General features: G+C 70.2%; 23 protein-coding genes. 8 read left to right on the forward strand and 15 right to left on the reverse strand.

The window, feature by feature from the left end; genetic code table 11:
- The coding region (locus ACIRDX_RS11075; protein WP_396625483.1) for a hypothetical protein at window positions 1-783 on the forward strand (783 nt) is incomplete at its 5' end.
- A gap of 4 nt (window positions 784-787) precedes the next feature.
- On the opposite strand, the gene ACIRDX_RS11080 is transcribed toward ACIRDX_RS11075, so the two are convergent.
- Complete coding sequence (locus ACIRDX_RS11080; RefSeq protein ID WP_396625484.1) at window positions 788-1,411, reverse strand: sigma-70 family RNA polymerase sigma factor; 624 nt, start codon at window positions 1,409-1,411, stop codon at window positions 788-790.
- Between the two features lie 241 nt (window positions 1,412-1,652).
- Here ACIRDX_RS11080 and ACIRDX_RS11085 point away from each other — a divergent pair, with 241 nt between their 5' ends.
- Together ACIRDX_RS11085 and ACIRDX_RS11090 are read left to right on the forward strand one after the other, a co-directional pair.
- The gene (locus ACIRDX_RS11085) at window positions 1,653-2,717 is read left to right on the forward strand and encodes a ScyD/ScyE family protein (protein ID WP_396625485.1); all 1,065 of its coding nucleotides are present in this window, start codon (window positions 1,653-1,655) and stop codon (window positions 2,715-2,717) included.
- A gap of 39 nt (window positions 2,718-2,756) precedes the next feature.
- Window positions 2,757-4,670, forward strand: coding sequence for a WD40/YVTN/BNR-like repeat-containing protein (locus ACIRDX_RS11090; RefSeq protein ID WP_396625486.1), 1,914 nt, complete (start codon window positions 2,757-2,759; stop codon window positions 4,668-4,670).
- A 108-nt stretch (window positions 4,671-4,778) separates the two neighbouring features.
- Here ACIRDX_RS11090 and ACIRDX_RS11095 read toward each other — a convergent pair whose 3' ends face one another.
- Window positions 4,779-7,295 carry an esterase-like activity of phytase family protein gene (locus ACIRDX_RS11095; protein WP_396625487.1) on the reverse strand — a complete coding sequence of 839 codons (2,517 nt, stop codon included), beginning with the start codon at window positions 7,293-7,295 and terminating at the stop codon, window positions 4,779-4,781.
- 201 nt (window positions 7,296-7,496) lie between these two features.
- Here ACIRDX_RS11095 and ACIRDX_RS11100 point away from each other — a divergent pair, with 201 nt between their 5' ends.
- The 3 genes from ACIRDX_RS11100 to ACIRDX_RS11110 all read left to right on the forward strand — a co-directional run bounded on the left by ACIRDX_RS11100 (window position 7,497) and on the right by ACIRDX_RS11110 (window position 8,712).
- Window positions 7,497-7,733 carry a ribbon-helix-helix protein, CopG family gene (locus tag ACIRDX_RS11100; RefSeq protein WP_396625488.1) on the forward strand — a complete coding sequence of 79 codons (237 nt, stop codon included), beginning with the start codon at window positions 7,497-7,499 and terminating at the stop codon, window positions 7,731-7,733.
- Window positions 7,730-8,164: a TA system VapC family ribonuclease toxin gene (locus ACIRDX_RS11105; RefSeq protein ID WP_396625489.1), complete on the forward strand. Its 435-nt coding sequence runs from the start codon at window positions 7,730-7,732 to the stop codon at window positions 8,162-8,164. The genes ACIRDX_RS11100 and ACIRDX_RS11105 overlap by 4 nt, the downstream gene beginning before the upstream one ends.
- A 65-nt stretch (window positions 8,165-8,229) precedes the next feature.
- Complete coding sequence (locus tag ACIRDX_RS11110) at window positions 8,230-8,712, forward strand: nucleoside deaminase (protein WP_396625490.1); 483 nt, start codon at window positions 8,230-8,232, stop codon at window positions 8,710-8,712.
- A 7-nt stretch (window positions 8,713-8,719) separates the two neighbouring features.
- Here the strand turns inward: ACIRDX_RS11110 and ACIRDX_RS11115 are convergent, their stop codons facing one another.
- The 7 genes from ACIRDX_RS11115 to ACIRDX_RS11145 all read right to left on the reverse strand — a co-directional run bounded on the left by ACIRDX_RS11115 (window position 8,720) and on the right by ACIRDX_RS11145 (window position 14,948).
- Window positions 8,720-9,856, reverse strand: a complete 1,137-nt coding sequence (locus ACIRDX_RS11115) for a hypothetical protein (protein ID WP_396625491.1) — start codon at window positions 9,854-9,856, stop codon at window positions 8,720-8,722.
- Window positions 9,857-10,008: 152 nt separating this feature from the next.
- Window positions 10,009-10,890 carry an aldo/keto reductase gene (locus tag ACIRDX_RS11120; protein ID WP_396625492.1) on the reverse strand — a complete coding sequence of 294 codons (882 nt, stop codon included), beginning with the start codon at window positions 10,888-10,890 and terminating at the stop codon, window positions 10,009-10,011.
- Window positions 10,891-10,986: 96 nt separating this feature from the next.
- Entirely contained in the window at window positions 10,987-11,556 is a 570-nt protein-coding gene (locus ACIRDX_RS11125; RefSeq protein WP_396625493.1) for a CIA30 family protein, read from the reverse strand.
- 113 nt (window positions 11,557-11,669) lie between these two features.
- A complete protein-coding gene (locus tag ACIRDX_RS11130) occupies window positions 11,670-12,134 on the reverse strand; it encodes a secondary thiamine-phosphate synthase enzyme YjbQ (protein WP_396625494.1) in 465 nt (154 codons plus the stop codon).
- 56 nt (window positions 12,135-12,190) lie between these two features.
- Window positions 12,191-13,474, reverse strand: coding sequence for a dienelactone hydrolase family protein (locus ACIRDX_RS11135; protein ID WP_396625495.1), 1,284 nt, complete (start codon window positions 13,472-13,474; stop codon window positions 12,191-12,193).
- 175 nt (window positions 13,475-13,649) lie between these two features.
- Complete coding sequence (locus ACIRDX_RS11140; protein WP_396625496.1) at window positions 13,650-14,042, reverse strand: nuclear transport factor 2 family protein; 393 nt, start codon at window positions 14,040-14,042, stop codon at window positions 13,650-13,652.
- A gap of 72 nt (window positions 14,043-14,114) precedes the next feature.
- Window positions 14,115-14,948, reverse strand: coding sequence for a hypothetical protein (locus tag ACIRDX_RS11145; RefSeq protein WP_396625497.1), 834 nt, complete (start codon window positions 14,946-14,948; stop codon window positions 14,115-14,117).
- A gap of 124 nt (window positions 14,949-15,072) precedes the next feature.
- On the opposite strand from ACIRDX_RS11145, the gene ACIRDX_RS11150 reads away from it, so the two are divergent.
- Together ACIRDX_RS11150 and ACIRDX_RS11155 are read left to right on the forward strand one after the other, a co-directional pair.
- The gene (locus ACIRDX_RS11150; protein ID WP_396625498.1) at window positions 15,073-15,441 is read left to right on the forward strand and encodes an FKBP-type peptidyl-prolyl cis-trans isomerase; all 369 of its coding nucleotides are present in this window, start codon (window positions 15,073-15,075) and stop codon (window positions 15,439-15,441) included.
- A gap of 219 nt (window positions 15,442-15,660) precedes the next feature.
- Window positions 15,661-16,770, forward strand: coding sequence for a kelch repeat-containing protein (locus ACIRDX_RS11155; protein WP_396625499.1), 1,110 nt, complete (start codon window positions 15,661-15,663; stop codon window positions 16,768-16,770).
- Here ACIRDX_RS11155 and ACIRDX_RS11160 read toward each other — a convergent pair.
- From ACIRDX_RS11160 to ACIRDX_RS11185, 6 genes are all read right to left on the reverse strand, one after another.
- Window positions 16,761-19,223 (reverse strand): cation-translocating P-type ATPase, encoded by a 2,463-nt coding sequence (locus tag ACIRDX_RS11160; protein WP_396625500.1) that lies wholly within the window; start codon window positions 19,221-19,223, stop codon window positions 16,761-16,763. The genes ACIRDX_RS11155 and ACIRDX_RS11160 overlap by 10 nt on opposite strands.
- Before the next feature lie 138 nt (window positions 19,224-19,361).
- On the reverse strand, window positions 19,362-19,850 hold the full coding sequence (gene greB / locus ACIRDX_RS11165) for a transcription elongation factor GreB (RefSeq protein ID WP_396625501.1): 489 nt from the start codon (window positions 19,848-19,850) through the stop codon (window positions 19,362-19,364).
- A gap of 50 nt (window positions 19,851-19,900) precedes the next feature.
- Complete coding sequence (locus ACIRDX_RS11170; RefSeq protein WP_396625502.1) at window positions 19,901-20,461, reverse strand: GNAT family N-acetyltransferase; 561 nt, start codon at window positions 20,459-20,461, stop codon at window positions 19,901-19,903.
- Complete coding sequence (locus ACIRDX_RS11175) at window positions 20,461-21,480, reverse strand: YncE family protein (protein ID WP_396625503.1); 1,020 nt, start codon at window positions 21,478-21,480, stop codon at window positions 20,461-20,463. Before ACIRDX_RS11175 ends, ACIRDX_RS11170 begins: the two co-directional genes overlap by 1 nt.
- Window positions 21,481-21,500: 20 nt before the next feature.
- Entirely contained in the window at window positions 21,501-22,352 is an 852-nt protein-coding gene (locus tag ACIRDX_RS11180) for a carbohydrate-binding family 9-like protein (RefSeq protein WP_396625504.1), read from the reverse strand.
- Between the two features lie 366 nt (window positions 22,353-22,718).
- Window positions 22,719-23,105: a DoxX family protein gene (locus tag ACIRDX_RS11185; RefSeq protein WP_396625505.1), complete on the reverse strand. Its 387-nt coding sequence runs from the start codon at window positions 23,103-23,105 to the stop codon at window positions 22,719-22,721.
- Window positions 23,106-23,528: the final 423 nt, after the last annotated feature.

Here is a 23,528-nt window from a genome sequence, read left to right on the forward strand (position 1 = left end):
ACGTTCAGCGTGCGGTCCGGCGTGGAAGGGTTGCCGCCCCTGGCCGGTGTCACGATTCACCTCGGCGACGTCACCCGCGTCACTGACGCACAGGGGACGGCGTCGTTCGAGCCCCTGCCTTCAAACCCCTTCTACCAGGTCTCCGCCGCCAACCACCTGAAGTTGCACGGCGTCGTGCGGTCTGCCGCCGAGCAGGTCACCCTGTGGCCCGTCGAGGCTGGTGTGACGGCCCGGTGGATCGCCCTGAGTTCCTACTACGGCATCGACTACAACAGCGGGCTGTGGCGCCCGACACGCGACATCACGCTCGACCTGCAGGGCGACATGGCCGCGGAGCCGTACCGCTCGGTGTGGGAGTCCGCCGTGCGGCAGGTGGCCAGCGCGGTCGAGAGCGCGGGTGCTGGAGGACCCACCATCCGCCTGGGCTCGGGCCCGGGTGCGGTGCCCGTGCGGCTCAGCCCGTCACCCACCTGCAATCTGTTGCGATGGAACCACTCGACGTTCGCACTGCTGCCGCCGCCGGCGATCCCGCTGTCGTCCGAAGAAGGGGCGCGCGACCCCGTCGCGACCCTGGATCGCGTTGCCGCGCTGTTCGGCTTTCTCCGACGCATGGGGAGCGAGGAGATCCGGCCGCGCGTCGAGGGAGTCCTCTCTGTGCCCGAACGGACGGCGTTGCGCATGCGGGTCCTGCGCGCGCCGGGTACCGTATTCGTCGGCGACGACCTCGAGGACGCCACCTTCGGCGTTGCGCCGGAAGCGTCCGATGGCCAGACCTGCTTCTGAGCGGTTACTGCGGTGATGGCTGTGGGTCGTCGGGGCCGGCATCACGCAGCCCCTGCAGTTCGCGCAGCAGCCACAGCTTGGCGATGCGCCAGTCGCGCGCCACGGTCTCGACCGACACCGACAGCGCCTCGGCTGTCTCGGCCACGCTGAAGCCGCCGTAGTACCGCATCTCGACCACCTGGGCCTTGCGGGGATCTGTAACCGCAAGCTTGCTGAGCGCGGCGTCGAGGGCCAGGAGGTCGACCGAGACCTGCGTCGACAGGCCGAGCGCCTCGTCGAGCGGCACCGCGTGCAGATCGCCGCCGCGCTTCTGCACGTTGCGCGAGCGCGCGTGGTCGACGAGGATGCGCCCCATCAGCCGCGAGGCCATGGCGAAGAAGTGCCCTCGATCCTGCCACGTCACCCGGTTCACGGCGAGCAGGCGCAGGTACGCCTCGTTCACCAGGGCGGTGGTCTGCAGGGTGTGCCCGTCGCGTTCGCCGCGCATGTGGCGGCGCGCCAGCCGACGGAGCTCGGCGTGCACCAGCGACACCAACTGATCCGCTGCCGCCTGGTCGCCGTCGCGCCACGCGACGAGCAACTCGGTGATGCGGCGCGGTGGCACGTCGTCGGGCACGCTGGCCGCCATGGCGCGGATTCTATCGCGGGTCCGCCGCGCGAACGAGCGCGCTCCAGGTTGCCTCGCCTGCAGGCTCGTGCGCGATGCCATGACAGATCGCGCCACGCGATCCCGCCTCCCCGTACAGCCACCCTCGTTGAACTCCGTGCTCGTGGATGCAGGAGCGGCGCCGCTGCGCCCGGGGGTTCACCACAGGTTGTGTTCGATCCCTTCGACAGGAGTTCTCATGACACGAGCAGGAGTTCTGGCCATGGCGGCCATCGTGCTGATGGCCAACGCGCCCTCAGCGCTCGCGCAGGATGTCTCGGTCTCGACGGTCGTCTCGGGCCTGAGCGACCCGCGCGGGCTGGCCTTCGCGCGCAACAACGACCTCTACATCGCCGAGACGTGGACGGCGCCAGGCACACTGACCACGACCAACTGCTTCCAGTCGGTGATCGGTCCCTTCACGGGCGGCTTCACGTCGCGCATCCTGCGCCTGCGTCGCGGCGGTGACACCGCCTCGGTGCTGGCCGACGGCTTCCCCTCGAGCACGGCGGCTGTGGGCGACAACTTCGGCCTGGCCGATCTGACCTTCGACGGCCAGCAGTTGCTCGCCCTGAGTGGCGGGGGCGGCTGCTCGAAGGGCCATCCCGAGGCGGTGAACGAACTGCTCGCCGTCGACCGCGACGGCTCGCGGCGCTCGGTGGCCAACCTCAGCGCCTGGATTCTCGCCAACCCTGGCCAGAAGGGCGTCGAGCAGTTCCAGTCGCCGGACTACGAGCCGGACGGCGTGTGGTTCGGGATGACCAGGAATCGCGGGCGCATCCTCGCGGTGGAGGCCAACCACGGGCTGCTCGTCGAGATCGCTCCACCGGTGGGCAGCCAGGGCACCGCCCCCGGCCCGACCGTCTCGCTGGTGGCCGACCTCTACAAGATGTTCGGCGACAACACCTATACGAGCATCGTCGCGGAAGGCCGCGAACTCTACCTCGGCACCTACGGCCGCTTCGACAACAACTTCGCCGGCGCGATCTACCGGCTGTCGCCGCGCGGCAACATCCAGGTGGCCAGCGGCCTCACGTCGGTGATCGCCATCGCGTTCGACCGCGCCAGGCGGCTCTATGCGCTCCAGGCGCCGATCTTCGACGGCGGCGGCGCTGGCCTCGGTAGCCTCGTGCGCATCAACGACGACGGCACGCACACCGTGATCCTCTCGGGTCTCGCCTCGCCAGGCTCGCTCACGCGCGGACCCGACGGCGCGCTCTACCTCACGCAGTGCAGCTTCCACTGCGCGCCGGGGACCGGCTGGGTCAGCCGCGTCGTCGTCGAGTAGGCTGCGCCGCCGATCGTCGAACAGCAAAGAGGAGTCGTGATGTTCAGAAGCACTTCGCGCGCATGTCTCGTGAGTCTTCTCGCCGTGCTGGTCTGCTGCGTGCTGCCTGGCGCCCGCGCGCAGGCGCAGGCATCGGCGTGGGAGGCGCTTGCCGTCGGCCGACCAGCCATTCAGGCCCCCGTCGGGCTGTGTCCTGGCGATCCGGCCCTGATGTACGTCGCCACCTTCGGCGGCGGCGTGCTCAGGAGCCGCGACGAGGGGCGCACGCTCCAGCCAGTCAACACCGGTCTCACCAGCCTGGCGGTGAGCGCCATGGTCGTCGATCCGCTGCACTGCGAGATCGTCTACGTCAGCACGTTCGGGAGCGGGCTGTTCAAGACCGTCGACAGTGGCCGCACGTGGCAGTCGCTCGGCGACAACGCCGGGGCCCCGTTGTGGCTGGCCATCGACCCGACCCGGCCGTCCATCCTGTACTCGGGGACCAATGGCGGCAGCGTCTTGCTCAAGTCAGTGGACGGCGGGGTCACGTGGCAGGCAGCCAATCGCGGTCTGCCGGTCACGTCGATCTGGACCGTCCAGATCGATCGCGAGCAACCCGACGTGATCTACGTCGGCACTGGCGGCGCCGGTGCCTTCAAGAGCACGAACGGTGGGGCCTCGTGGCAGGCGCTCCCGGTGGGACCCATCGTCTGGTCGATGGCCATCGACCCGCAGCACCGCGAGACGATCTATGCGGGCACGAACGGCGACGGCGTGTTCCGGAGCGACGACGGCGGCGCGACGTTCCACCAGGTGGGTTCGCCACTCGACCGCCGGGTGGTGTCCCTGACCCACGACCCGGGCCGCCGCGGGTTGGTCTACGCGGGCACGGCCGGGGGTGGCGTGGCCTACAGCCGCGACTTCGGCCAGACGTTCGAGCAGACCGCGCTCGATGGCAGCCTGACGTTGGCGCTCGCGGTGCGGGCCACGGGCGAGCTCTATGCCGCCACCGGCACCGACGGCGTCCTCGTGTCCGGAAGCTACGGTGCCGTCTGGAGTGCCGTCGCGACCGAAACGATCGCCGCGCTCAACGCCCAGAACGTCTACGGCCTGGCGGTCGATCCGGCCAACCCGGCGCGGGTCGTCGCCGCCACCAACGATGGCGGTCTCGTGGCGTCGGGCGATCGCGGCGCGACCTGGCAGAGGTTCGGGACCGGTTTCAGCAGCCGTTCGTCGCGTCAGGTCGTGTTCGATCCCGCCGACAGCCGTCGTCTGTACGTGGGCGCCTTCAACGGCGGTGGCCTCAACGTGTCGACCGACGGCGGCGCGACGTGGACGTCACGCCGGGTGGGCTCGCCGGTGTCGTATGTCTGGTCGGCGGCCGTGGACGCGCGCACCGGTGCCGTGTTGGCCGGCACGGTCGGCGAGGGGTTGTGGCGCAGCGCTGATGGCGGCACGACGTTCGTCCGGCTCGGGGCCGCGACGCTCACCGACGTCCGCGCCATCCTGGCTGACGGCGATCGACTGCTCGCGGGTGGCCGCCTGGGCCTGCACCGCAGCACGGACGGCGGCGCGACATGGACGCAGCCGCTCACGGCCTCCGTCTCGAACCTCACGGTCGACCCGCGCAACTCCGCCATCGTCTATGCGGCCCTGCAGACCGGGGGCGTGATGCGCAGCCGCGACGGCGGTGCCACGTTCGAGACCACCAATACCGGGCTGACGTCGCTCCGCACGAGCCGTGGCAACGGCGTGGTCATCGACCCCACCGACTCGGCCGTGATCTACATCGGGACCGAAGGCGGCGGCGTCTTCAAGAGCACCGACAGCGGGGGGACGTGGCGCGCCGTGTCGCAGGGCCTGTCGAACCCGACCGTGTTCGCGCTGGCCATCGATCCGCGCGACCGGAACGTGCTGTACGCCGGCGGGGGCAGCGGTGTGTTCAGAACAGCGACTGGCGGGGAGCCGCGTTGACGCCCAGGGAACGAAGGGCCCTCGACCCCCTGCGGGTCAGCCGCGTCGTCGTCGAACAGGCCTGAACGCAAACGGGGGCGAGGCCTTCGCCTCGCCCCCGGACCTGCCTCAGGGGAACAATCTGCCGGCCCGTCCCAGGCGCCTGAAGATCGTCTCGCCGGCCGACCCATCGACGCCGTCGTTGTCGGTCACGACGTAGATCGAGCCGTCAGGCAGCCGCCCGATGCCCTCGGGCTTGTCGGTGATCCAGCCGCGGCTCGACAGCAGCGCCGGCCTCAGGTCGAAGATCTCCTTGTCGGCGCGCGTGTAGCCGTTGACGCCCGGCGAGAGCGGCAGCCGCACCAGCGTCTTGTACCCGTTCGGCGTCTCGGCATCGTCTGGCGAATCGAAGCTGCCGGTGAGGTTGTCGCGCTCGATCAGCAGCCAGCCCGTCGGCGTGTAGGTGATCTCCGAGAGACCGATCCAGGACGCGTTGGCCGGCTTCGGCTGGAACTGGTAGTTCACCGAGGTCCACGCCGCGTCGTTGTTGGCCACCGACGGGTCGAACACCCAGATGCGCGTCTGGTTCGGCTCGTCGATGTTGCCGCCATCGACCGGGTCGTCGTCCAGGGCATCGCACTCGGGCGTGGTGGCGTAGTTCCAGCCGCGCTGCTGGGCGGCGTAGATCAGGTATCCGCCGCCTTCCTTCGCGACGATGTCGAGCCCTTCGAAGCCGGACCCGTGGCTGCCCGTCGCACGGGTGCCTGCCGGCTTGCCGCGCTCGGCGGCACGGCAGGCCAGCACGGCCGACGGCAGGCCAACGGTGCGGAGCACTGCGCCGTTGGTGGGGTCGACCTGCACCAGGCGGTTGGGCCGCGTGTCGTCGGTGTTGCCCTCGCTGGCGATCCACAGGTCGCCGTTCGGCGCATAGGCGAGCCCCTCGGGATCGAGGCAGTTGGCGGGCGTGGTGCACTGCGTGCCCACGGTGAGCGCCCGCGTGATCAGGGCCGGCGAGGTCGTGGTGTCGATGTTGAAGATGGTCGTCGGCGTGTAGAAGGAGTCGGAGATGGCCTGGAACCGGCCAGACTGCCCAGGCACCTCGGTGAGGCCCGAGAGCGCACCCCAGGGAATGGGCGTCGGGGCCGCGCCGCCGATCGACTCGTCGGCCGAGATCACCGTCGGATAGAACGGACCGCTGTTGGCCAGCTTGTAGATCTGGACCGTCGAGCGGACCCCATAGGGCGGCGCGTCGCTCTCGCCAGAGGCCACCAGCAGCTTGCGGTTCGTCACGGCGAGCAGGCCCTCCGGTGCCAGCGGCCCGGGCAGCAACTGGAGGAACTGCGGCATGCCGGTCGAGTCGACGACGTAGACCGCCACGAAGCTGCCGCGCTCGGACCCGACGAACAGCATGTCCCGGTCCCCGTACTTCGCGAAGAGGATGGCCTCGGGCTCGGTGCCCTTGGAGTTCGAACGCCGTTCCGGGTAGTGCCCGAAGCGAACGCCGAGATGATCGAAGGTGTTGCCGCTCTCGTAGAAGACCGTGCCGTCGGCGTTGAAGAGCGTGAAGCCGCGGCTGCCGCCGTCGTAGTCACCCTCGTTGGCGGTGGCGATGCGGTTGCCGACCCAGGCCACGGCATCGGGCTCGCGGAGCCGGCCCAGCTGGTTGTTCACGAGCGAGATCGTGTTGGGGATCCCCGAGCCAGCCCGGACGGTGTCGATCTGCGTCAGGTCGACGGCGCCGGCCGAGAAGTGCGACGTCACGCTGCGGGTCGGCAGGTCAATCACCACGATGTGGTTGTTCTCCTGCAGCGTCACCACGGCCTGGTTCTGCTGGTTGATGTCGACGAACTCCGGCTCCGGATCGAGCGGGAAGCGGCCGGCAAGACCGGTCAGCGTGATGTCCTCACGCGTCCAGGTCGATGGGGCCCCGGCCGTCGCGATGACCGACAGGTAGCCGGCGGGGTTCCCGAGCTGGTTCTGCGGCATGCCGCCCAGCCGGCCGCCGCCCGTCGTGCAGACGGCGTCGGCGACCACGAGATCGTTCGACGTGCCGCCCACGCACAGGGTCTCGTCGCGCTCGTTCTCGACGACCACTGCGATGAAGCGCGAGTCGGGGCTGACCTTGATCGAGTCGGGCTGTCCACCGAGCTCGATGGTGGCGACCGTGGTGCGGGTGGACAGGTCGATCACCTGCAGTTCGCCGCTCGGCTGCTTCTTGGACAGGCTGGTGTCGATGGCCACCAGCACGTACTGGTTGCGCAGCATGGCGATCGAGGTCGGCGAGAAGACCGGCGCGGTCAGCGGGTCGGTGTCGAGTGCCACCGTGCCGGCAGCCACCGGGTTGGCCGGATCGGTGATGTCGACGAAGCCAATCGCGCTCCCCTCCGCGTCCGTGTAGATCAGCGTGCGCCCGCCGGGCGTGCTCGTCACGATCTCGGACACGGTCAGCGCGTCGAGGCCGGCGTTGCGGAAGTTGGCGAAGGTGCCGACGCGCTTGAACTGGCCCGGCGTGGTCTGGCGTTGGCTGTCGCGCGCGCCCGCGTCGTCCTGGGGCTTCGTTTGCGCGCGGCCGATGGCATGGGAGATAGGTGAGGCCGCGAGCGCCAGTGTGAGCGCGCAGCCGAGTCCGAGCAGGGAATTTCTCATCGTAAGGGTCGTCCTCCAGAAGGCCCTGCAACTGTGTATCGACAGTGTTCCGTCCGCGTGCCGTTCGTGTGACGACGGCGTGTCGGCCGGCGAGGCTGTGGCGGGTGTGGCAGGAAGGACGCGTGGGTGCACCGGGTGGTGCCGCGCGCGGCGTCGATGTAATCTGTGCATCTGATGTTCGAACTGCTAACATCACGCATCATGCGAACCACGGTCGATATCGACGACCCGATCCTGCGCGAGGTCAAGGCCCTGCAGGAGAAGGAAGGCCGATCCATGGGTGCCGTGATCTCCGAGCTGCTGGCCGACGCGCTGGCTCGGCGCCGGACGGCCCGTGGGCGCACCGCCTTCCGGTGGACGTCACGTCCCATGACCGCGCTCGTCGACCTCGACGACAAGGACGCCCTGTACGCAGCGCTCGACGCTGACCGGCCGTGAGCTACGCGCTCGACACCAACGTCCTGCTCTTTGCCTCGGATCGCTCGAGCGCCAGGCACCGCGCTGCTCGCGAGTTCCTCGAGTCGTGTGCGGCCAGCCCCGAGGTGCTCTGCGTGGCGTGGCCGACCCTCATGGGCTACCTGCGAATCGCGACACACCCGGGCATCTTCGCCTCGCCCCTTTCTCCGGATGAGGCGTGGGCCAACATCGAGGCATTGCTGGCGCTGCCGCAGGTGCGGGTCGTGGGCGAGCAGGACGGATTCCCCGACGCGTATCGTCATGTGACGGCTGGCACGACCGTGCGCGGCAACCTGGTGCCAGACGCGCACCTCGCCGCCGTGTTGTTCCAGAACGGAGTCGGGACGCTCTACTCCAACGATCGCGACTTCCGGAAGTTCGAGTCGCTCGACGTCCGCGACCCGTTCGCCTGAGCCCCGCAGCGTGCACATGGCCCACGGCCGCACCGGGTGACGCGGACGTCGGCGTCCAAACACGCATGGCTACAACCGCCGACGGGCATCTGCCGTCGCCATCGCTCGACCACACGCACCACATGCGACGCGCCATCGCACTGACCACCAACTGTCCCGACTTGCCGTTCGGGGCGGTGATCGTGTCGGCCGAGACCGGCGACGTCGTGGCCGAGGGCTGGAATCGGTCTGGCGCGAACCCGACGTGGCACGGCGAGATCGACGCCATCAATCGACTTGCCGACGCCGGGTGGGGCGATCGCGGCCCGGAGCTCGTCCTCTACACGACGGCGGAGCCGTGCCCGATGTGCATGGGAGCCATCCTCTGGAGCGGCATCGGCACGGTGGTGTACGGCACGTCGATCCGGACCCTGCGGCAACAGGGGTGGAAGCAGATCGACATCCTGGCGGAGGAAGTGGCGCGCCGCAGTCCGGGGTGGACATGCGCGGTCATCGGCGGAGTGCTCGAGCAGGAGTGCGACGTCCTGTTCCAGCGCGCACGCACCTGACGCCCGCTCACGGTGGTGGCATCAGCTCCTGGCGCAGGCGTCTCCAGTCGAGCCCGTAGAGCAGGTGGCCGAGGGCCCAGAGTTTCTGCGGGGACGCGGGGCGCGCGGCTGCGGGGCGCCCCGCCGCCAACACGCCGGCCGTGCCGACCGTCACCACCTGCGCAGCGGCCCGCGAGACGCGGCGGTCGAACAGGGCGGGGTTGTCCTCCACCAACGCCACCCGACATCCAGGTGTTCCCACGCGCGCGACGCCGTCGAAGAGCGCCAGCGATGCCGAGGGGGCGGTGAGGCAGGCGGGGGCCGCCGCCTCGTCAGGTGTCAGCGTCGTCAGGCGCACCTGCGCGTCGGCCTGCTCGCGTGTGAACCGGTGACGCATGTCGGTCGACGTCTTGTCGGCGCCCGTGGTCTCGGCCAGCTGTCGTGTGCGGTCGGCAATCAGCCAGCGGAGGGCGCGATCGAGCCGGACGGGGCGCAGCAAGGGCTGCGTCGTGTCGCGGGCGATGACGATGCGCTCGCTGTAGACGGGGAACCCCTGGAACCATCCGGTCTGCACGGGCTCAGGGAAGAACACGCCTGACTCGTCGAACATCCGTTCGCTGAACGCGTACGTCGACGCCGTCGCCAGGTCGAGTTCGTTGACGCGGATGTCGAGCCACCGCAGTTCGGCGTCCTTGATCAGTCGCCCACCAGGCGCATCGCGGCGCAGGTCGCCCGCCTGCCAGATCCCCAGCCTGACCCGCACGCGGAAGGCATGACCCGCGACGCGGCCGTTGCCGACCAGCAGCACGGAAAGCTCCGGGCACAGTCCGATGGGCGGATCGAGGACAGGCGCCGTGCCGAGGAAGTCCCGGAGCCGTTCGAGCAACCGGAACTGCTCACGCAACTCCGCCTCTGTCCGCTGCGCGCGGCCGGGCTCGTTCCTGGTGGGCAGCGAGAGGGGCAGCCAGCGGCACGGCCCGTCGAGCGGGAACTCGACGCGGTCGTGGTCGGGTCGCCCGTCCGGGGCCGTCGTTGGCTGCCGAGTGGGTGGCGTCACCACCTCGCCCGGGGCGAGGTACGTGACCGGCTGCGCCGCCGCGGCCGTGGCGCACACCAGCACCGCGACGGTGCCGAGGCAGGCCGACCACACGTGCCGCAGGGTCACGACCCGAGCATAGCCGAGCGCCGACGTCTTCATCGCCTGTGCACGGTGACCGTTCCGGAGGGTGAAATCGTTGCAAAGCTCGGCGTCGACGTCCGCCTGCACGTGCCTGGCGCGGGTCCGCCGGGCACGTGGGCGCCAGCCCGTGACCCGCGCTATGCGAGCGCGAGGTTCAGGTTCTCGATCGCTTCGTCGATCTCGGCAGGGCTCTTGTAGCCGACGGTGACGCAGTCGACGCCGGCGTCGCGGAACGCGAAGCGCATCGCCCGGCGACGGTCCTCGCGATCGAACGCGCCCTCGCCCACCAGCTTCATGCCGATGACGCCCATGCGGTCGCGGCGCACGGCGTGGACGTGCGTCACGACCTCAGGCACGTTGCCGAGCCCGGACGTCGCGTAGTCCTCGGCATCCATGCTCTTGCCGGTGTGGTTGACGCGGACCATGGCGACGTCGAGGAACGGGTTGCCTGGCGCGCGGCGCAGGGCCGGCAGCCCGTGCATCGACGCGCCGTGCCCCAGCACGACGTTGCGCGATTGGGCCTCGAGGATGCCGTCCTGCCAGCGGGCGCTGTCGGTGGGCCAGGTCGCCGTGTGCTGCCAGTGCAGCAGCATGATGTCGAAGTACTCGGTGTTGGCGAGCGTCCGCAGTTCGTCGAACTTCTGCCGTGGGTCGACGCCATCGCGCGTCGTCACCTTCGACATGATCTGGTAGGTGTCGCGCGGGATGCCCTTGAGGGCGATGCCGAGCATCCGGTGCATCTCCCCGTAGGACTCGGCCGTCTCGAAGAAGCGGATGCCGTTGTCGTAGGCGTGGCGCACCAGGCGCGTGAAGCCGTCCTGCCCGAGCTGGCGCTGGACCCGCCCACTGAAGCTGCCGGTGCCGAAGGCCAGCCTGCTGACCTTCACGCCCGAGCGCCCCAGCGTGACCACGTCGGTTGCCGTGCCGCGCTGCGCAGCCAGTGGCAACGGCGCGGAGATGGCCAACGTGCTGGCAGCGAGACCCGTCTTCAGGAACGTGCGTCGCGTGAACTTCGTCATCGCTCACCTCCTGCCTTCGGCTGGCTGCAATGCTAGCAGAGAGGCTGGGCGGGGGCCCCCGCGCGGCCGTTGACCCGCGGGCCCACCCTGCGTGCCTCAGCGGCCCTCACGACGAAGGACCTTGATCCACGCCACCTCCAGCACGAACGGGCCGGGGGCTTTCTCGGCCAGCAGGAAGCCGACCGACAGGACGTTCCGGGGATCCACCGGGTCCGCTCCCCGCAGCACCCGGCCGAACGAGGTGGCCTCGAACCGGTCCAGCGGGACCGCCACCTCAATCCACTCGCCCGCGCGGGTCTGCACCGGCGCCCGGTACGAGAAGGCCCTCGATCGCCCTGAGCCGTACAGGTTGAACTGGTACTCGCGCCCGTCACCCCGCACCCGAGCCACGAGCGTATCGCCCGTCTGCAGGCCGAGCGACCGGGGCCGGGATCGCACCGACGCGAAGCCGCCGTTGTTCTCGAGCGAGAGCGTCCCGGAGAACTCGAGCGTCTGGCGGTCGGTCATCCTGAATCGGCCGTCGGACACCCCGCCCATGACGCCGTCGTTCACGGCCTGCCACTCCGCCGCCGCGTCGGGCGATGCAAACGCAAACAGCGGAACCTCCGGGGCCTGCGCCATCGCCAACACCTGCATCAGAGCAACAAGAGCCGAGACCACCGTCACGCAACGCATCCGAATCACCCCGTGCCAGGAGAACGCGGCACACCCGCCATTCGGACGCCCCCACGCCTCCACCGGGTCCTTGGCCATCGAGGGCCACCCAGCGGCCCAGGTCATCACCCGCCCGAGCCTGGCCGCGCGCTGAAGACCTGCGAGTCGTCGCTGCCGATGACGTGCACCACCACCGACCGGGTGTGCGGGATGCGGCGGTGTTCCCACACGTAGATGCCTTGCCACGTGCCGAGGCACAGCCGGCCATCTGCGACCGGCACGCTCAGGTTGACCGTCGTCAGCGCCGTCCGCACGTGCGCCGGCATGTCGTCGTCGCCCTCCGCGGTGTGGATGAAGAGCGGATCGCCGTCCGGCACCAGTCGCGCGAAGAAGCGCTCGAAGTCGCGGCGCACATCGGGGTCGGCGTTCTCCTGGATGAGCAGCGACGCGGAGGTGTGCTGCAGGTGGAGCGTGCAGAGGCCGGTCTGCACGCCTGCCTGTGCGACGCGTGCCTGGACGTCGCGCGTGATGTCGTAGAAGCCGCGCCCTCGCGTCGAGACCCTGAGCGTGTCGAGTGACTGTATGAGCATGGGGCTCCAATCCTTGTCAGCGCGACGGGCCGCGTTGGGACAACGGGCCCTACCAATCAGCCGCGCGGCCGCAGGTGCGTGCCCATCCACGCGAACGCGTCGTCCTGCATCTGCTTGTTGAACTCGTGCGGCACGTCGTACGACATCGTCGTGAAGCGATCGGTCAGGCCGGCGCGCCGGTGCACGTCGGCGATCTTGCGGACGGCGGCGTCCATGCCCTCGCGCGGATAGAGCCCGTCGCGCAGGCACTGCTGCACGAGCAATGGCCGCGGCGCGGTGAGTGTCGCCACGTCGGGCAGGTCGAGCTGGCGGTAGACACCCGGCGGGAAGTGCACCCACGAGTGCGTGTCGACGTGACGCTGCAGCATCGATCGGATCGTCGACATGAAGCCGACGACGCAACCGGCGGCGATGCGGGGATCGAGCGCGGCGAGGAAGAGCGAGCGCCAGCCGCCGAACGACACGCCCACGCAGCCGATGCGCGAGGCGTCCACCTCAGGGCGCGACGCGAGGTAGTCCACCGTCCGCATGTCGTCCCAGGCGACGATGGCCGGCCAGCTCGTGCCGAGCACGGTGAGCGACTTGGCGAGCGTGGACTCCTTCGAGGCACACACGCGGTTGAGGCGCGTCACGTCGTCGAGCGTATAGGCCGAGCGCTCCCAGCCGCTGCCGAGGTCGGCATCCATCAGCACGCGGCGCTCGCCGAACATGAAGGCGTCGATGGTGATCACCACGTAGCCGCGCTTCACGAGCTCGGTGGCCGTCGGGCGGCTCTCGTAGTTGTCGGCGTGGTACTTCACCATCGCCGGGTGGTTGCGGCCGAAGTCGATCACCTTCTCCTTGCCGAACAGGAACATCCCGCCGTGCGAGTGGAGGTCGACGACGGCCGGCGCGCGTCCGCGCAGGCCCTTCGGGATGAACACGTAGGCCGGCACGCGGAAGGTGGGTGTCGTGGAGAACACCACCTTCTCCCGGATGTAGTCGGGGCCCTCGTAGCGGTCGACGACCTCGGGCGCGGGAGCGACGGGCGCAGGGCGGTAGCCGTACCCGTCGAGCACGAGGGCCCGCGCCTGCGAGGTGAACGCGTCGAGGGTGGGGAAGCGCCCCGACAGGAACGACGCCGGATAGGTGGCGTCGCCGTCGAGGCGCCTGATGGCGTCGAAGTTGGGCCCGAGGTCCGCCGCACTCCTCTCGACGCTCCTCGGCAGGTCGCGGGGCGCGCCGCCGGTGGACGCGGGGGCCTGCGCGGCGACGGCCGGCCGTGCGAGTGCGGCCGCCGCGGGTGCGGCGACCACCGTGTCGATGAATCGGCGACGACTGACGCGTGGAGCGCGAGGCATGACAGGACTATAGCCGTGCTGCCGCCCCGCGCGCGCTCCTGCACTCGCGCAGATTCAGTCCGGCAGGGGAGCGATCCTCATCCGCGTCGACGGGGACGCCTCGGCCGTCGACTGTGCTCAGGCCACCCCGAGCACGGCCGGAGGGCGGTGAGGCGTCCCTACGACGTGCTCGTGCTCAGGCCGACAGGCGTGCCCACTGTTCCGTGTCGGTGTACTGCTGGAACGTCACGGCCTTGCCGTCGCGGAAGTGGTACACGTGACAGAACTGCGCGTCGAGCAGCTCGTGGCTGTGCTTGAACGTGCCGCCGTACCGTCCGAGCACCACCACGTACTCGCCGCCGTCGATGAACGTGTCGGGCACCGCGGAGAAGTTGTCGAGCGCGGCCAGCAGTCGCCCGAACACGCCCTCGCCGATGGCCTGCGGGCCGACGTACGGGTTGCGGTCCGCCAGCGGGTTGCCTTCCGCCTCGTTCCAGGTGATGGCCGGGTCCATGGCCCCGAAGAGCACGGACGGGTCGTTCCTGCCGAAGGCGGCATAGGCCGCCTTGATGGTCTCGATTGGGAGCATGGTGAGCATCCTACGCCTGCTGTCAGACAGATGCGCGACGGTCGGGTCTCGGCCTCCGTGCGCCGCCCCGGCCTACTGCGCCAGCTTCCACTGCCCCTGTTCGAGGATCAGCGGGATGCCGATCGTGGTGGACGACCCCGTGCTGTTGGACGACGTCGCCGGCGTCATCGTGATCAGGTTCAGCGTCGCCTCGTCGCCCTGCATCAGCAGCACGCCGCCCGAGGCCAACGACTTCGCCACGTCGGCCCGCTTCGGCAGCGTCCGCATCCGGAAGTCGGCGCTTTCCTTCTTCTCGCTGGCGGGCAGCGCCTTCCACTCCGCCTGGGCCTTCGTGCTGCCGAGCCTGGCCATGGCCTCGTCGAGCTTGCCGGCATGGAGGAGGTCGACGTACTGGAGGACCACTGCGCTGGCGGGATGGCTCGCCAGGTTGGCCCCCTCGACGCGCGTCATGGGCGCCGACGCGGCGGCGGTGTCGGCCGCGCTCATGAACATGGGCCCGACCTGGATGCGCCACTGCCCGGCCTCGCGTGTGAACATCTGCCGCAGCGTTCCCGCCGACGTGGTGGCCTCGAGCGACGCCGAATCGCCCTCGACGGTCAACTCGCCCGCCTTGCGCACGAGCTCGGCAAACACGGCGGGCGTGGGCGCGAGTTCCTTCTGCCGGGCGCCCCAGTTCTTCTTGTCCGTCGCCGAGGCGGTCTTCCAGTCTGCCTGGTCCTCCTTGACCCTGAGGGCCATCAGCGCATCGAACTGTCCGGCGGCGACGAGGTCGACGCTCTTGCTCGCGAGCACCCCCAGTGGGTGCTCGAGGATGGCGTCGCCCTTGATGGGGGCCGACTGCGCGCCTGCCAGTGCAGGCAGCATCAGCAGGGCCGCGGTGGCGGCCAGTCGAATGGGCTGGAGCATGTGCGGCAATCTACCACCGTAGGTAGTCATTGCCATCCCTTCCGGCCGGACGCATGGGTGCGCAGGCCGTCCGCCGCAGTGGTACCGTATCGCCCGTTCACACCTCTCTGGAGACCCTGTCGAGATGATTCCCGCCCCTGCCGATGTCGCCGCCCCGCCCGCCGATGCCACCACCACGCCGAGCGGACTCGCTTCCCGCCAACTCGAGCCCGGCACGGGGACGCAGCACCCTGGTCCGCGCTCGAAGGTCCTCGTCCATTACTCGGGCTGGACGACCGACGGCAAGATGTTCGACAGCTCGGTGGCGCGCGGCGAGCCCATCGCCTTCGGCCTCTACCAGGTGATCTCGGGCTGGACCGAGGGCGTGCAGCTGATGGTGGAAGGCGAGAAGCGCCGCTTCTGGATCCCCGAGCACCTCGCCTACGGCGGCCGCCCCGGCGCCCCGGCCGGCATGCTCGTGTTCGACGTCGAGCTGATCAGCATCCAGTCGTAGCGCAGGTATGGCGGCTGCACAACGATTCAGAATTCACAGTTCAGACTGAAGGTGACGTCGACTCGCCGAGCGCATCGCGATGCCTCGATTCTGAATTCTGAATTCTGAATCGAGGTGTACCTCGTTAACGCCCTGCGGCTCTCGTGCGTCCCTCCTGCACACGGCGCTGCGCACTGTCGCGTTGCGTCCTGGACAGGGAGTGTGGCGATGCACGCAGGTATGTTTCCGGCAGTCCTGGCGCTGGCCGCGCTTCTCGGCGCGCAGGCGTGGCCTTCCGGCGCTGGTGCGCCCACAGGCGTGCTCGAGCGATTGCCCGACATGGCGACCGCCCGGGCCGCCCACACGGCCACGACCCTCGCCGACGGCCGGGTGCTGGTGGTGGGCGGGTTCGAGGCCGCGAGTGCTGGCCCTGCCGCCGAGTTCTTCGAGCCCGGTCGCGGGCGATTCACGGCCGCACCGGCGATGCGGGTGCCGCGTCACAGCCACACGGCGACGCGCCTGGCCGACGGGCGTGTCCTCGTCGCGGGTGGCTACGGCGAGGGCTCACGCACATTGGCCGCCGCGGAGCTCTTCGATCCGCGCACCGGCCTCTTCACGGCCATCGAGCCCATGAAGACGGCGCGCGCCAATCACGTCGCCGTCGCCCTGGCCGACGGACGGGTCCTGCTGGTGGGCGGCCTCGGCGAGGGCTGGACCTACCTCGCGGATGCCGAGCTCTTCGATCCGGCGACACGCACGTTCACGCGGGTGGGCCCGATGACGGTCGCGCGCGAGGGACATGCCGCGGCGCGCCTCGCCGATGGACGCGTCATTGTCGTCGGCGGGCACCAGGGGCCGCGCCGCCAGCTCACCCTGCACGACTCCGCCGAGATCTTCGACCCGGCGACGCGCACGTTCAGCCGCACCGGCCGCATGACCGTCCGTCGCCACAAGCACGACGCGGTCCTGTTGCCCGACGGCCGGGTGCTGGTGACGGGGGGATCGGACGAGCGGGATGGCGATGGCGCATACGCGTCTGCGGAGTTCTTCACTCCGGCGACGGGTGCGTTCACGCGTGGCCCGGAGATGCGGCGCGCCCGCTACAAGCACCTCGGCACGTCGGTGCTCCTTGCCGACGGACGGGTCCTGATTGCCGGTGGCGCCGTCGCCGCCGAGCTCTTCGACCCACAGGCTGGTGCGTTCTTCGAGGTGCCGGGCTCCGGGGTGCGGTTGCCCGGCCTGTTCTCCGCCGCCGCGGCGCTGCCCGACGGGCGCGTCCTCGTGAGTGGCGGCTACGGACACGGCCAGGCGCCGGCGGTATCGGCGTGGATCCACCGGCCTCAGCGGTGACCCGCGCGGTCGCGCCAGACGACGCGCGCCATCGCCTCCGCCGCGGCCCACGCGACGATCGCGCCCCCGAACACGACGCCCCAGAGCTCGAGCGGCAGCGCCGCGTTCCCGAGCAGCCGCGACACCACGGGCACGGCCGCAGCGCCCACCTGCAGCGCGATGCCGCCGATCACGGCCGCGTGCAGGTACGGGTTGGGCAGCGGGCGCAGCCGCGTGTGCCTCGACGGATACGTCAGCAGTAACTGACCGACGGCCATGAAGTGGAAGGTCGTGGCGCGCGCCACGTCGAGGCCGTACCCGAGCAGCGGCACCAGCCCCAGCAGCGCGAGCGCCAGCACGGCCTTCGTGCTGCCCACGCCGATCACGAACCGCACCGACGGGCGGTCGAGCAGCGGGGCGTCGGAGGCCCGCGGCGGCTCCTGCATCAGGCCGGGCGTCCGGTCCAGCGCCAGCGCCAGCGCCGGCAACCCATCGGTCAGCAGGTTGATCCACAGGATCTGCGCCGCGGTCAGCGGCAGCAGCAGGGCCCCGGCCGCGTCGCGCAGGCCGAACGCGAACGCCAGGATGGCGCCGCCGGCCACCAGCAGCACCTCCGACAGGTTGGTCGAGAACAGGAAGCGCAGGAACTTCTGGATGTTCTCGTAGATGCCGCGACCTTCCTCGACCGCGGCGACGATGGTCGCGAAGTTGTCGTCGAGCAGCACCAGGTCGGCCACCTCGCGACTCACGTCCGATCCGCGCTGACCCATCGCCACGCCGACATCCGACCGCTTGAGCGCTGGCGCGTCATTCACGCCGTCGCCCGTCATCGCCACGACGTGGCCGCGCGCCTGCAGCGCCTCGACGAGCTGGAGCTTCTGCTCTGGCCGTACACGCGCGAAGACGTGCACGCTGCCGATCGCGTCGCGCAGGGGGGCGCCCTCGAGGCGATCGAGGTCCTCGCCCGTGAGCACGCGCTCACCCTCGATGCCCACCTGCTGTGCGATGGCCAGGGCCGTCGAGGGATGGTCGCCCGTGATCATCACCACGCGGATCCCGGCAGCGATGGCGCGGCGCACCGCGTCGGGCACCTCCGGTCTCGGCGGATCCCGGAACAGCGCGAGCCCCAGCAGCGTGAGGTGGTCCTCGGCGTCGCCCGCGCCCCACGCGACCGCGATCACGCGAAATCCCTCGCGCGCATGCGCTGCAGCCTTGTCCGTCCAGTCGCGCCGGTCCTGGTCGGCCAACACGCACCGGTCGAGCAGGATCTCCGGGGCCCCCTTCAGGTAGCTCACCGAGTCGTCGCCGTCACGCACGGTCACGCGCGCGAACTTCCAGGTGCTGTCGAACGGGCGCTCGCTCACCAGCGGGTGATCGCCGCGCACGCGCGCGACGTCGACGCCGTGCGCGGCGGCGTAGCGGAGCAGGCCGAGGTCGAGGGGATCGCCCGCGCCGGTCACGTGGTCGGCGTCGTTGGCGAGCACCAGGGCGAGGAGCGCGCGTGGGACGTCGGTGGCCTCGAGCGCCTGCACGTCCATGCGGCTCTCGGTGAGCGTGCCGGTCTTGTCGGTGGCGATCACGCTCACCGACCCGAGCGACTCGACGGCCGCGAGGCGCCGGACGACGGCCCGCAGGCGCGCCATCCGCTCGACACCGAGTGCCAGGGCCACCGTGAGCACGGCCGGCAGGCCTTCCGGGACCGCCGCGACGGCCAGCGCGACGGCGAAGATGATCATCTCCGGCGCGCGCGCCAGCCCCTCGGCCAGCACGCCCAGCACGCCGAGCGCCACGGCCAGCGAGAGCACCCACCGCGCGATGCCCTTGCCGAGCGCGTCGACGCGGCGCTCGAGCGGCGTCTTCATGGCCTCGATCCCACCGAGCATCGTGGCCAGCTTGCCCATCGCGCTGGATGCACCGGTGCGCGTCACTTCGAGGAAGGCCTTGCCGCGCACCAGCAGCGTGCCGCTGAAGGCCTCCTCGCCCTGGCCCTTGTCGACGGGCACCGACTCGCCGGTGAGGAGCGCCTCGTCGATCAGCACGCCGCGCGGGTCGTGCAGCGCGCCGTCGGCAGGCACGCGGTCGCCGGCCTCGAGGCGCACCCAGTCGCCGGGCACGAGCACGTGGGTGGGCATCCGGACCAGCTCATCGTCGCGCAGCACCCACGCCTGCGCGCCCGCCAGCACCTTCAGCCGCGCCAGGGCCGCCTCCGAGCGCCGCTCCTGGTACAGGCCCAACGCGGCATTGCAGAGGAGGATCAGGCCGATGGCCGTGGCCTCGACGGGCCAGCCGTGCGCACCCTCGTACCACCACACCCCGAGATCGAACGCGAGGGCGAAGAGCAGGATGTGGATCAGCGGGCTGCCGAACTGCTGCAGGAAGCGTCGCCAGGTCGGGACCGTCGGCGCGTCGGGCAGGGCATTCGGGCCCAGCTGTGCCAGCCGAGCCGTGGCGTCTGCGGAAGAAAGTCCGGGCATGTCGCCCCCCGACGCAGTGTGTCACGTCGCGTCCGTGAGGTGCGGGCGGCCGTCTTCCGCCTCATCCGCGCCACGATCGTGCGAGTGTCGGCTCGCGCGACACGTCGGGTCGCCTGCCGCCGGCAGCCTGTCGCCGTTCTACGTGACCGGCTCGTACCTCACTTCGACCACCTCGATGCGCTCGTCGCCCTTCGGCGCGCGCAGGGTGACGACATCGCCCACCTTGGCGCCGATCAACGCCCGCGCGAGCGGCGCGCGCCAGGAGATGCGGGCGTCGCCGTTGTCGATCTCGTCCACGCCGACGATGGTGAGCTCGCGTTCCTGGCCCGACTCGTACTCGATGGTGACGGTGGCCCCGAAGCGGACTTGCGCGAGCCCCTTGCCCGCGTTGTCGACGATGACCGCCTTGTCGAGGCTCTTGGACAGGTAGCGGATGCGCCGATCGATCTCGCGCAGGCGCTTCTTGCCGTAGATGTAGTCGCCGTTCTCGGAACGGTCCCCGTTGGCCGCCGCCCAGGCGACGGTGTTCACGACGGGCGGGCGCTCGTCCTTCCACAGCCGCGCCAGCTCGTCCTGCAGGCGCTTGTAGCCGGCCGGCGTGATGTAGTTCTTGACCTCGTCTGCCATGTCGCTCCCGACAGGGTAGCGCGTCGGCGACCACGGACCCGCCTGGCGGGCTACGTCACGCGCGTGATCGCGCGACGGCCGCCTCGTGGAGGCGGGGTGTCGATCCAGTAGCGTCGCTTCGCAACGTGCAGGTCCGTGCCCTCGACGATGTTCTCCAGCACGCCGCCGTTCTTCTCGATCACCCTGATGGACGCCACGTTGTCGTCGTCGCAGGTGACGAGCACACGAGCGAGGCCGAGCTGGCGCCGGGCGATGCGCAGCGCCTGTCGGAGCATCTCCGTCGCATGACCGCGACGCCTGAACTCGGGCACGACGGCGTAGCCGATGTGGCCGGCGATCCGCTCGAGCGGTGGCGTGAGCACGTGGCGCAGCGACACGCGCCCGACGATCCGGGGGCCGACGAACGCGAACAGGAACGTGGCGGGCACCTGCCCGACGCCGAGGTGCTCCCCCCGCTCGCGTGCGTCGAGCACCTCGAGGTACCGCGCCATCGGCATGCCGTCCTGGTAGAGGTGCAGGAAGCTCGGCAGGTCGGGCGATGTGGCGCGGTGCGCGCGCAGCAGTTCCGCCTCGTCCTGCAGCCGCGGCCGCCTGAGCACGAGGCGTGGCATCAGCGCGGCGTCACCACCCGCGTCGTATAGGCGACGCCGTCGGGCGTACCGCCGACCGTGAGGTGCCCACGGACACTGCGCGCCGCGGCATCGATGATCGCCACGCGTGTCTCGGCGCTCAGCGACTGGAACAGATAGCGACCATCCGGCGTGATCGTCACGCCCTGCGGCGCACCCGGTAGCGCGAGCGTGCCGATTACCGTCCGCGCGGCGCGGTCGATGAAGCGCACCTCGTGCAGGGTCGGGTCCGGGACGATCACCTGCCGTCCGTCTGGCGTGAACAGCATGCGGTAGGGCCACTTCAGGCCCTCGGCGGCCTTCGTCACGCTGCCGGTCGAGGGGTCGAGCACGCTCACCTGGCCGGTCTGGTTGCTGCCGACCCAGACCTCCTTGCCGTCGGGCGTCACGTTGATCGCCTCGGGCACGGCCGGGACGGGGTAGCGGCGCACCGCCTTGCGCGTGCCGAGATCGAGCTGGGTGACGGTGTGGTCGCGCATGTCGCCGGTGTAGGCGCGGGTGCCGTCGGCGGTCACGCCCACCATGTGCGACCCGCCTGCGTCGGTGGAGATGGCGTGACTCACGACACCCGCAACCACGTCGACGATGACGACGTTTCGCGTCTGCTCGCAGGTGACGGCGACGAGCCGGTCGCCCGGCAGGAACACGATGCCGTGCGGCGCGCGGTGTTCGCCGAGATCGATCGTGCGGGCCACCTTGAGCCCGGGCACGTCGATCACGGTCAGCGTCCGGCGCTGGCCGCCGTAGTCGGTGATGACGGCGAGGCTGCCGTCGGGCGACATGACGATCTCGTGCGGGTTGGTGCCGGTGGGCAACGTCGCCAGGGTGCGCCCGGAGCCGACGTCGACGATCGTCGCCGTCGACGGCGTCTTGTTGGTGACGACGAGCGTGCCCGTGAGGCCGCTGACCTGCGCGTGTGCGGCAGTGGCCGCGACAGCGAGCGCCAGGCATGTGGCCGCGAGCGAACGCAGCAGGCGGAACGAGGACAGGCAGGCGGACATGGCAGCTCCGTGGGGACGAGTCACCGGGGTGGGGTCGGGCGCGCGACGGGCGTGGTGGAGAAGCGGACCTTCGTGAACAGCTCGGGCACGTGGGAGTCCCACACGCCATGGGGACTCCACGCCCAACCGCCGGGATCGGCCGATGGCGGCGCTTCCTTGTACTGGTTGAAGCGCGAGAAATCCATGCGCCACTCGTCGCCGTCGCGTGGCGGCAGGGCGCGCCCGTCGGGCATCGCCAGCGGCGCGAGCGATGCCCAGGGGATAGCCAGTTCCACCGTCCAGCCGCGGTCGCGATCGCGGTTGTCGTTCAGCGTCCCATCCACGTGCACGGCCGTCCGGAGTCCGGGCATGTCCCAGTTCCAGTAGCCGATGCGCGGTCCCCTCGGGTGGTTCTTGAAGCCGACGCCGTTGAACGGCTTCACGCCCGGGTGCGCGCGATCGAACTCGGGCCGGGCGGCGTAGCCCGACGACACGAACTCGCGCTCCCAGATGAAGAAGACCTCGTAGATGGTGTTGTGCGCGTTGATCTCGAACTCGTAGTAGGCATCGCGGCCGGCGATGAACAGTTCGACGTCGTTGTTGGTGTAGATGAGCGAGTCACGCTCGGTGAGCGTGGCCTCGACGAACGGCTCCTCGATCCAGTAGCCGACGTACAGGTACTGATCGTCCCACAGCACTGCGGCTCGCGTGTCGTGGATGCCCGGCGCACCGCCCACGAGGTGCGAGAAGCGCGGCGACTTCTCCGCTGCCTGCCAGTCGGCCTCGTCGAGTCGCCCATCGATGACCAGCGGGGCCGTGGCTCGTCGGGCCGTGTAGGAGGCAATCCGATCCTGTGGCCACGGAAACGGCCACGACTGCGCCTGCATCGTCATCGGCACGCATGCTAGCAGGGCAGCGCAAGGGACGAGGGACAAGGGACGAGTCAGAAGGGAGGCGAGGGACAAGGGACGAGGATAGAGCAGGGACGAGGGACAAGGACAGGGCAGCGCAAGGGACGAGGGACAAGCGACGAGGGACAAGGGAGGCGAGGGACAAGGGACGAGGACAGAGCAGGGACGAGGGACAAGGACAGGGACGGGGGACAAGGACAGGGACAGGGACGGGGGACAAGGACAGGGACGGGGGACGAGTCACCAGGGAGGCGAGGGACAAGGGGCAGGGACAGGGCAGCGCTCGGCAAAGGGCGCGCGGCAGCTCGGATTCGCATCGGTTGTTGCGCCCCCGAGGCCCCTGCGTGGTCAGGCGCGCGTCCGGGGGGCGATCGGTCGGACCCGCCAGCGGCCCCACGCGACAACGACGATCATCAGCAGCAGGATTGCGGTGGTCACCGACGACCCGTACTCCGCGCGGGCGATGTGCAGCACCGTGGCGCCGACCATGATCGGCACCAGCCCGGCGGCGGCGAGCGGCACGAGCCACGGCGCGATGCGCGTCAGGCCCGGCACCACGAGCCCGATGCCCGCGGCAACCTCCGCGACGCCCAGGAAGTAGCGCAGGGGCCGCGCGATCGATGCGTTCATCAGCGCCTCGAGTTCGGGGCCCGGGAACAGGAACATCAGGCCGTGCGCGAGGAAGGCGGCAGCGAGCAGGACCTGGAAGACCCACAGCAGAACGTTCATGGCCATGCTCCATTGGACGACGAGTCGTCGCGGAAATCATCGACGGCGGCCGCCGCACCCAACCTCGACGGCGCCCGGTGGCAAGACCGTGGCAGGTTGCCGAAAAAGCCCGCAACCTGAATGCAGAGTTCAGAATTCAGAATGGAGGGGCTGCGATTCCCTTGAAGATCGGCGCACTCTCCATTCAGAACTCTGAACCTTCCACGACAGGACGGAGTTTTTCAGCGCCCGGTTAGCCCCCAGCCCCCCAGCCCCCAGCCCCCAGCCCCCAGCTCCGTCTGCAAGCTGTCTGCGCCCCTGCGCCTGCACTTTCTCCCTGCCCTTGCTCCTATGGCCTGGCCTCGCCGGCCGCGCCCCTCCTCGTCCCTTGCTCTCTCGTCCCTCGCTTTGTCTGCGTCGCCCGCGCGTTCCTGTTCCTTGTCCCTGCCC

It is taken from the genome of Luteitalea sp. (assembly GCF_044337415.1).
GTDB lineage: Bacteria > Acidobacteriota > Vicinamibacteria > Vicinamibacterales > Vicinamibacteraceae > Luteitalea.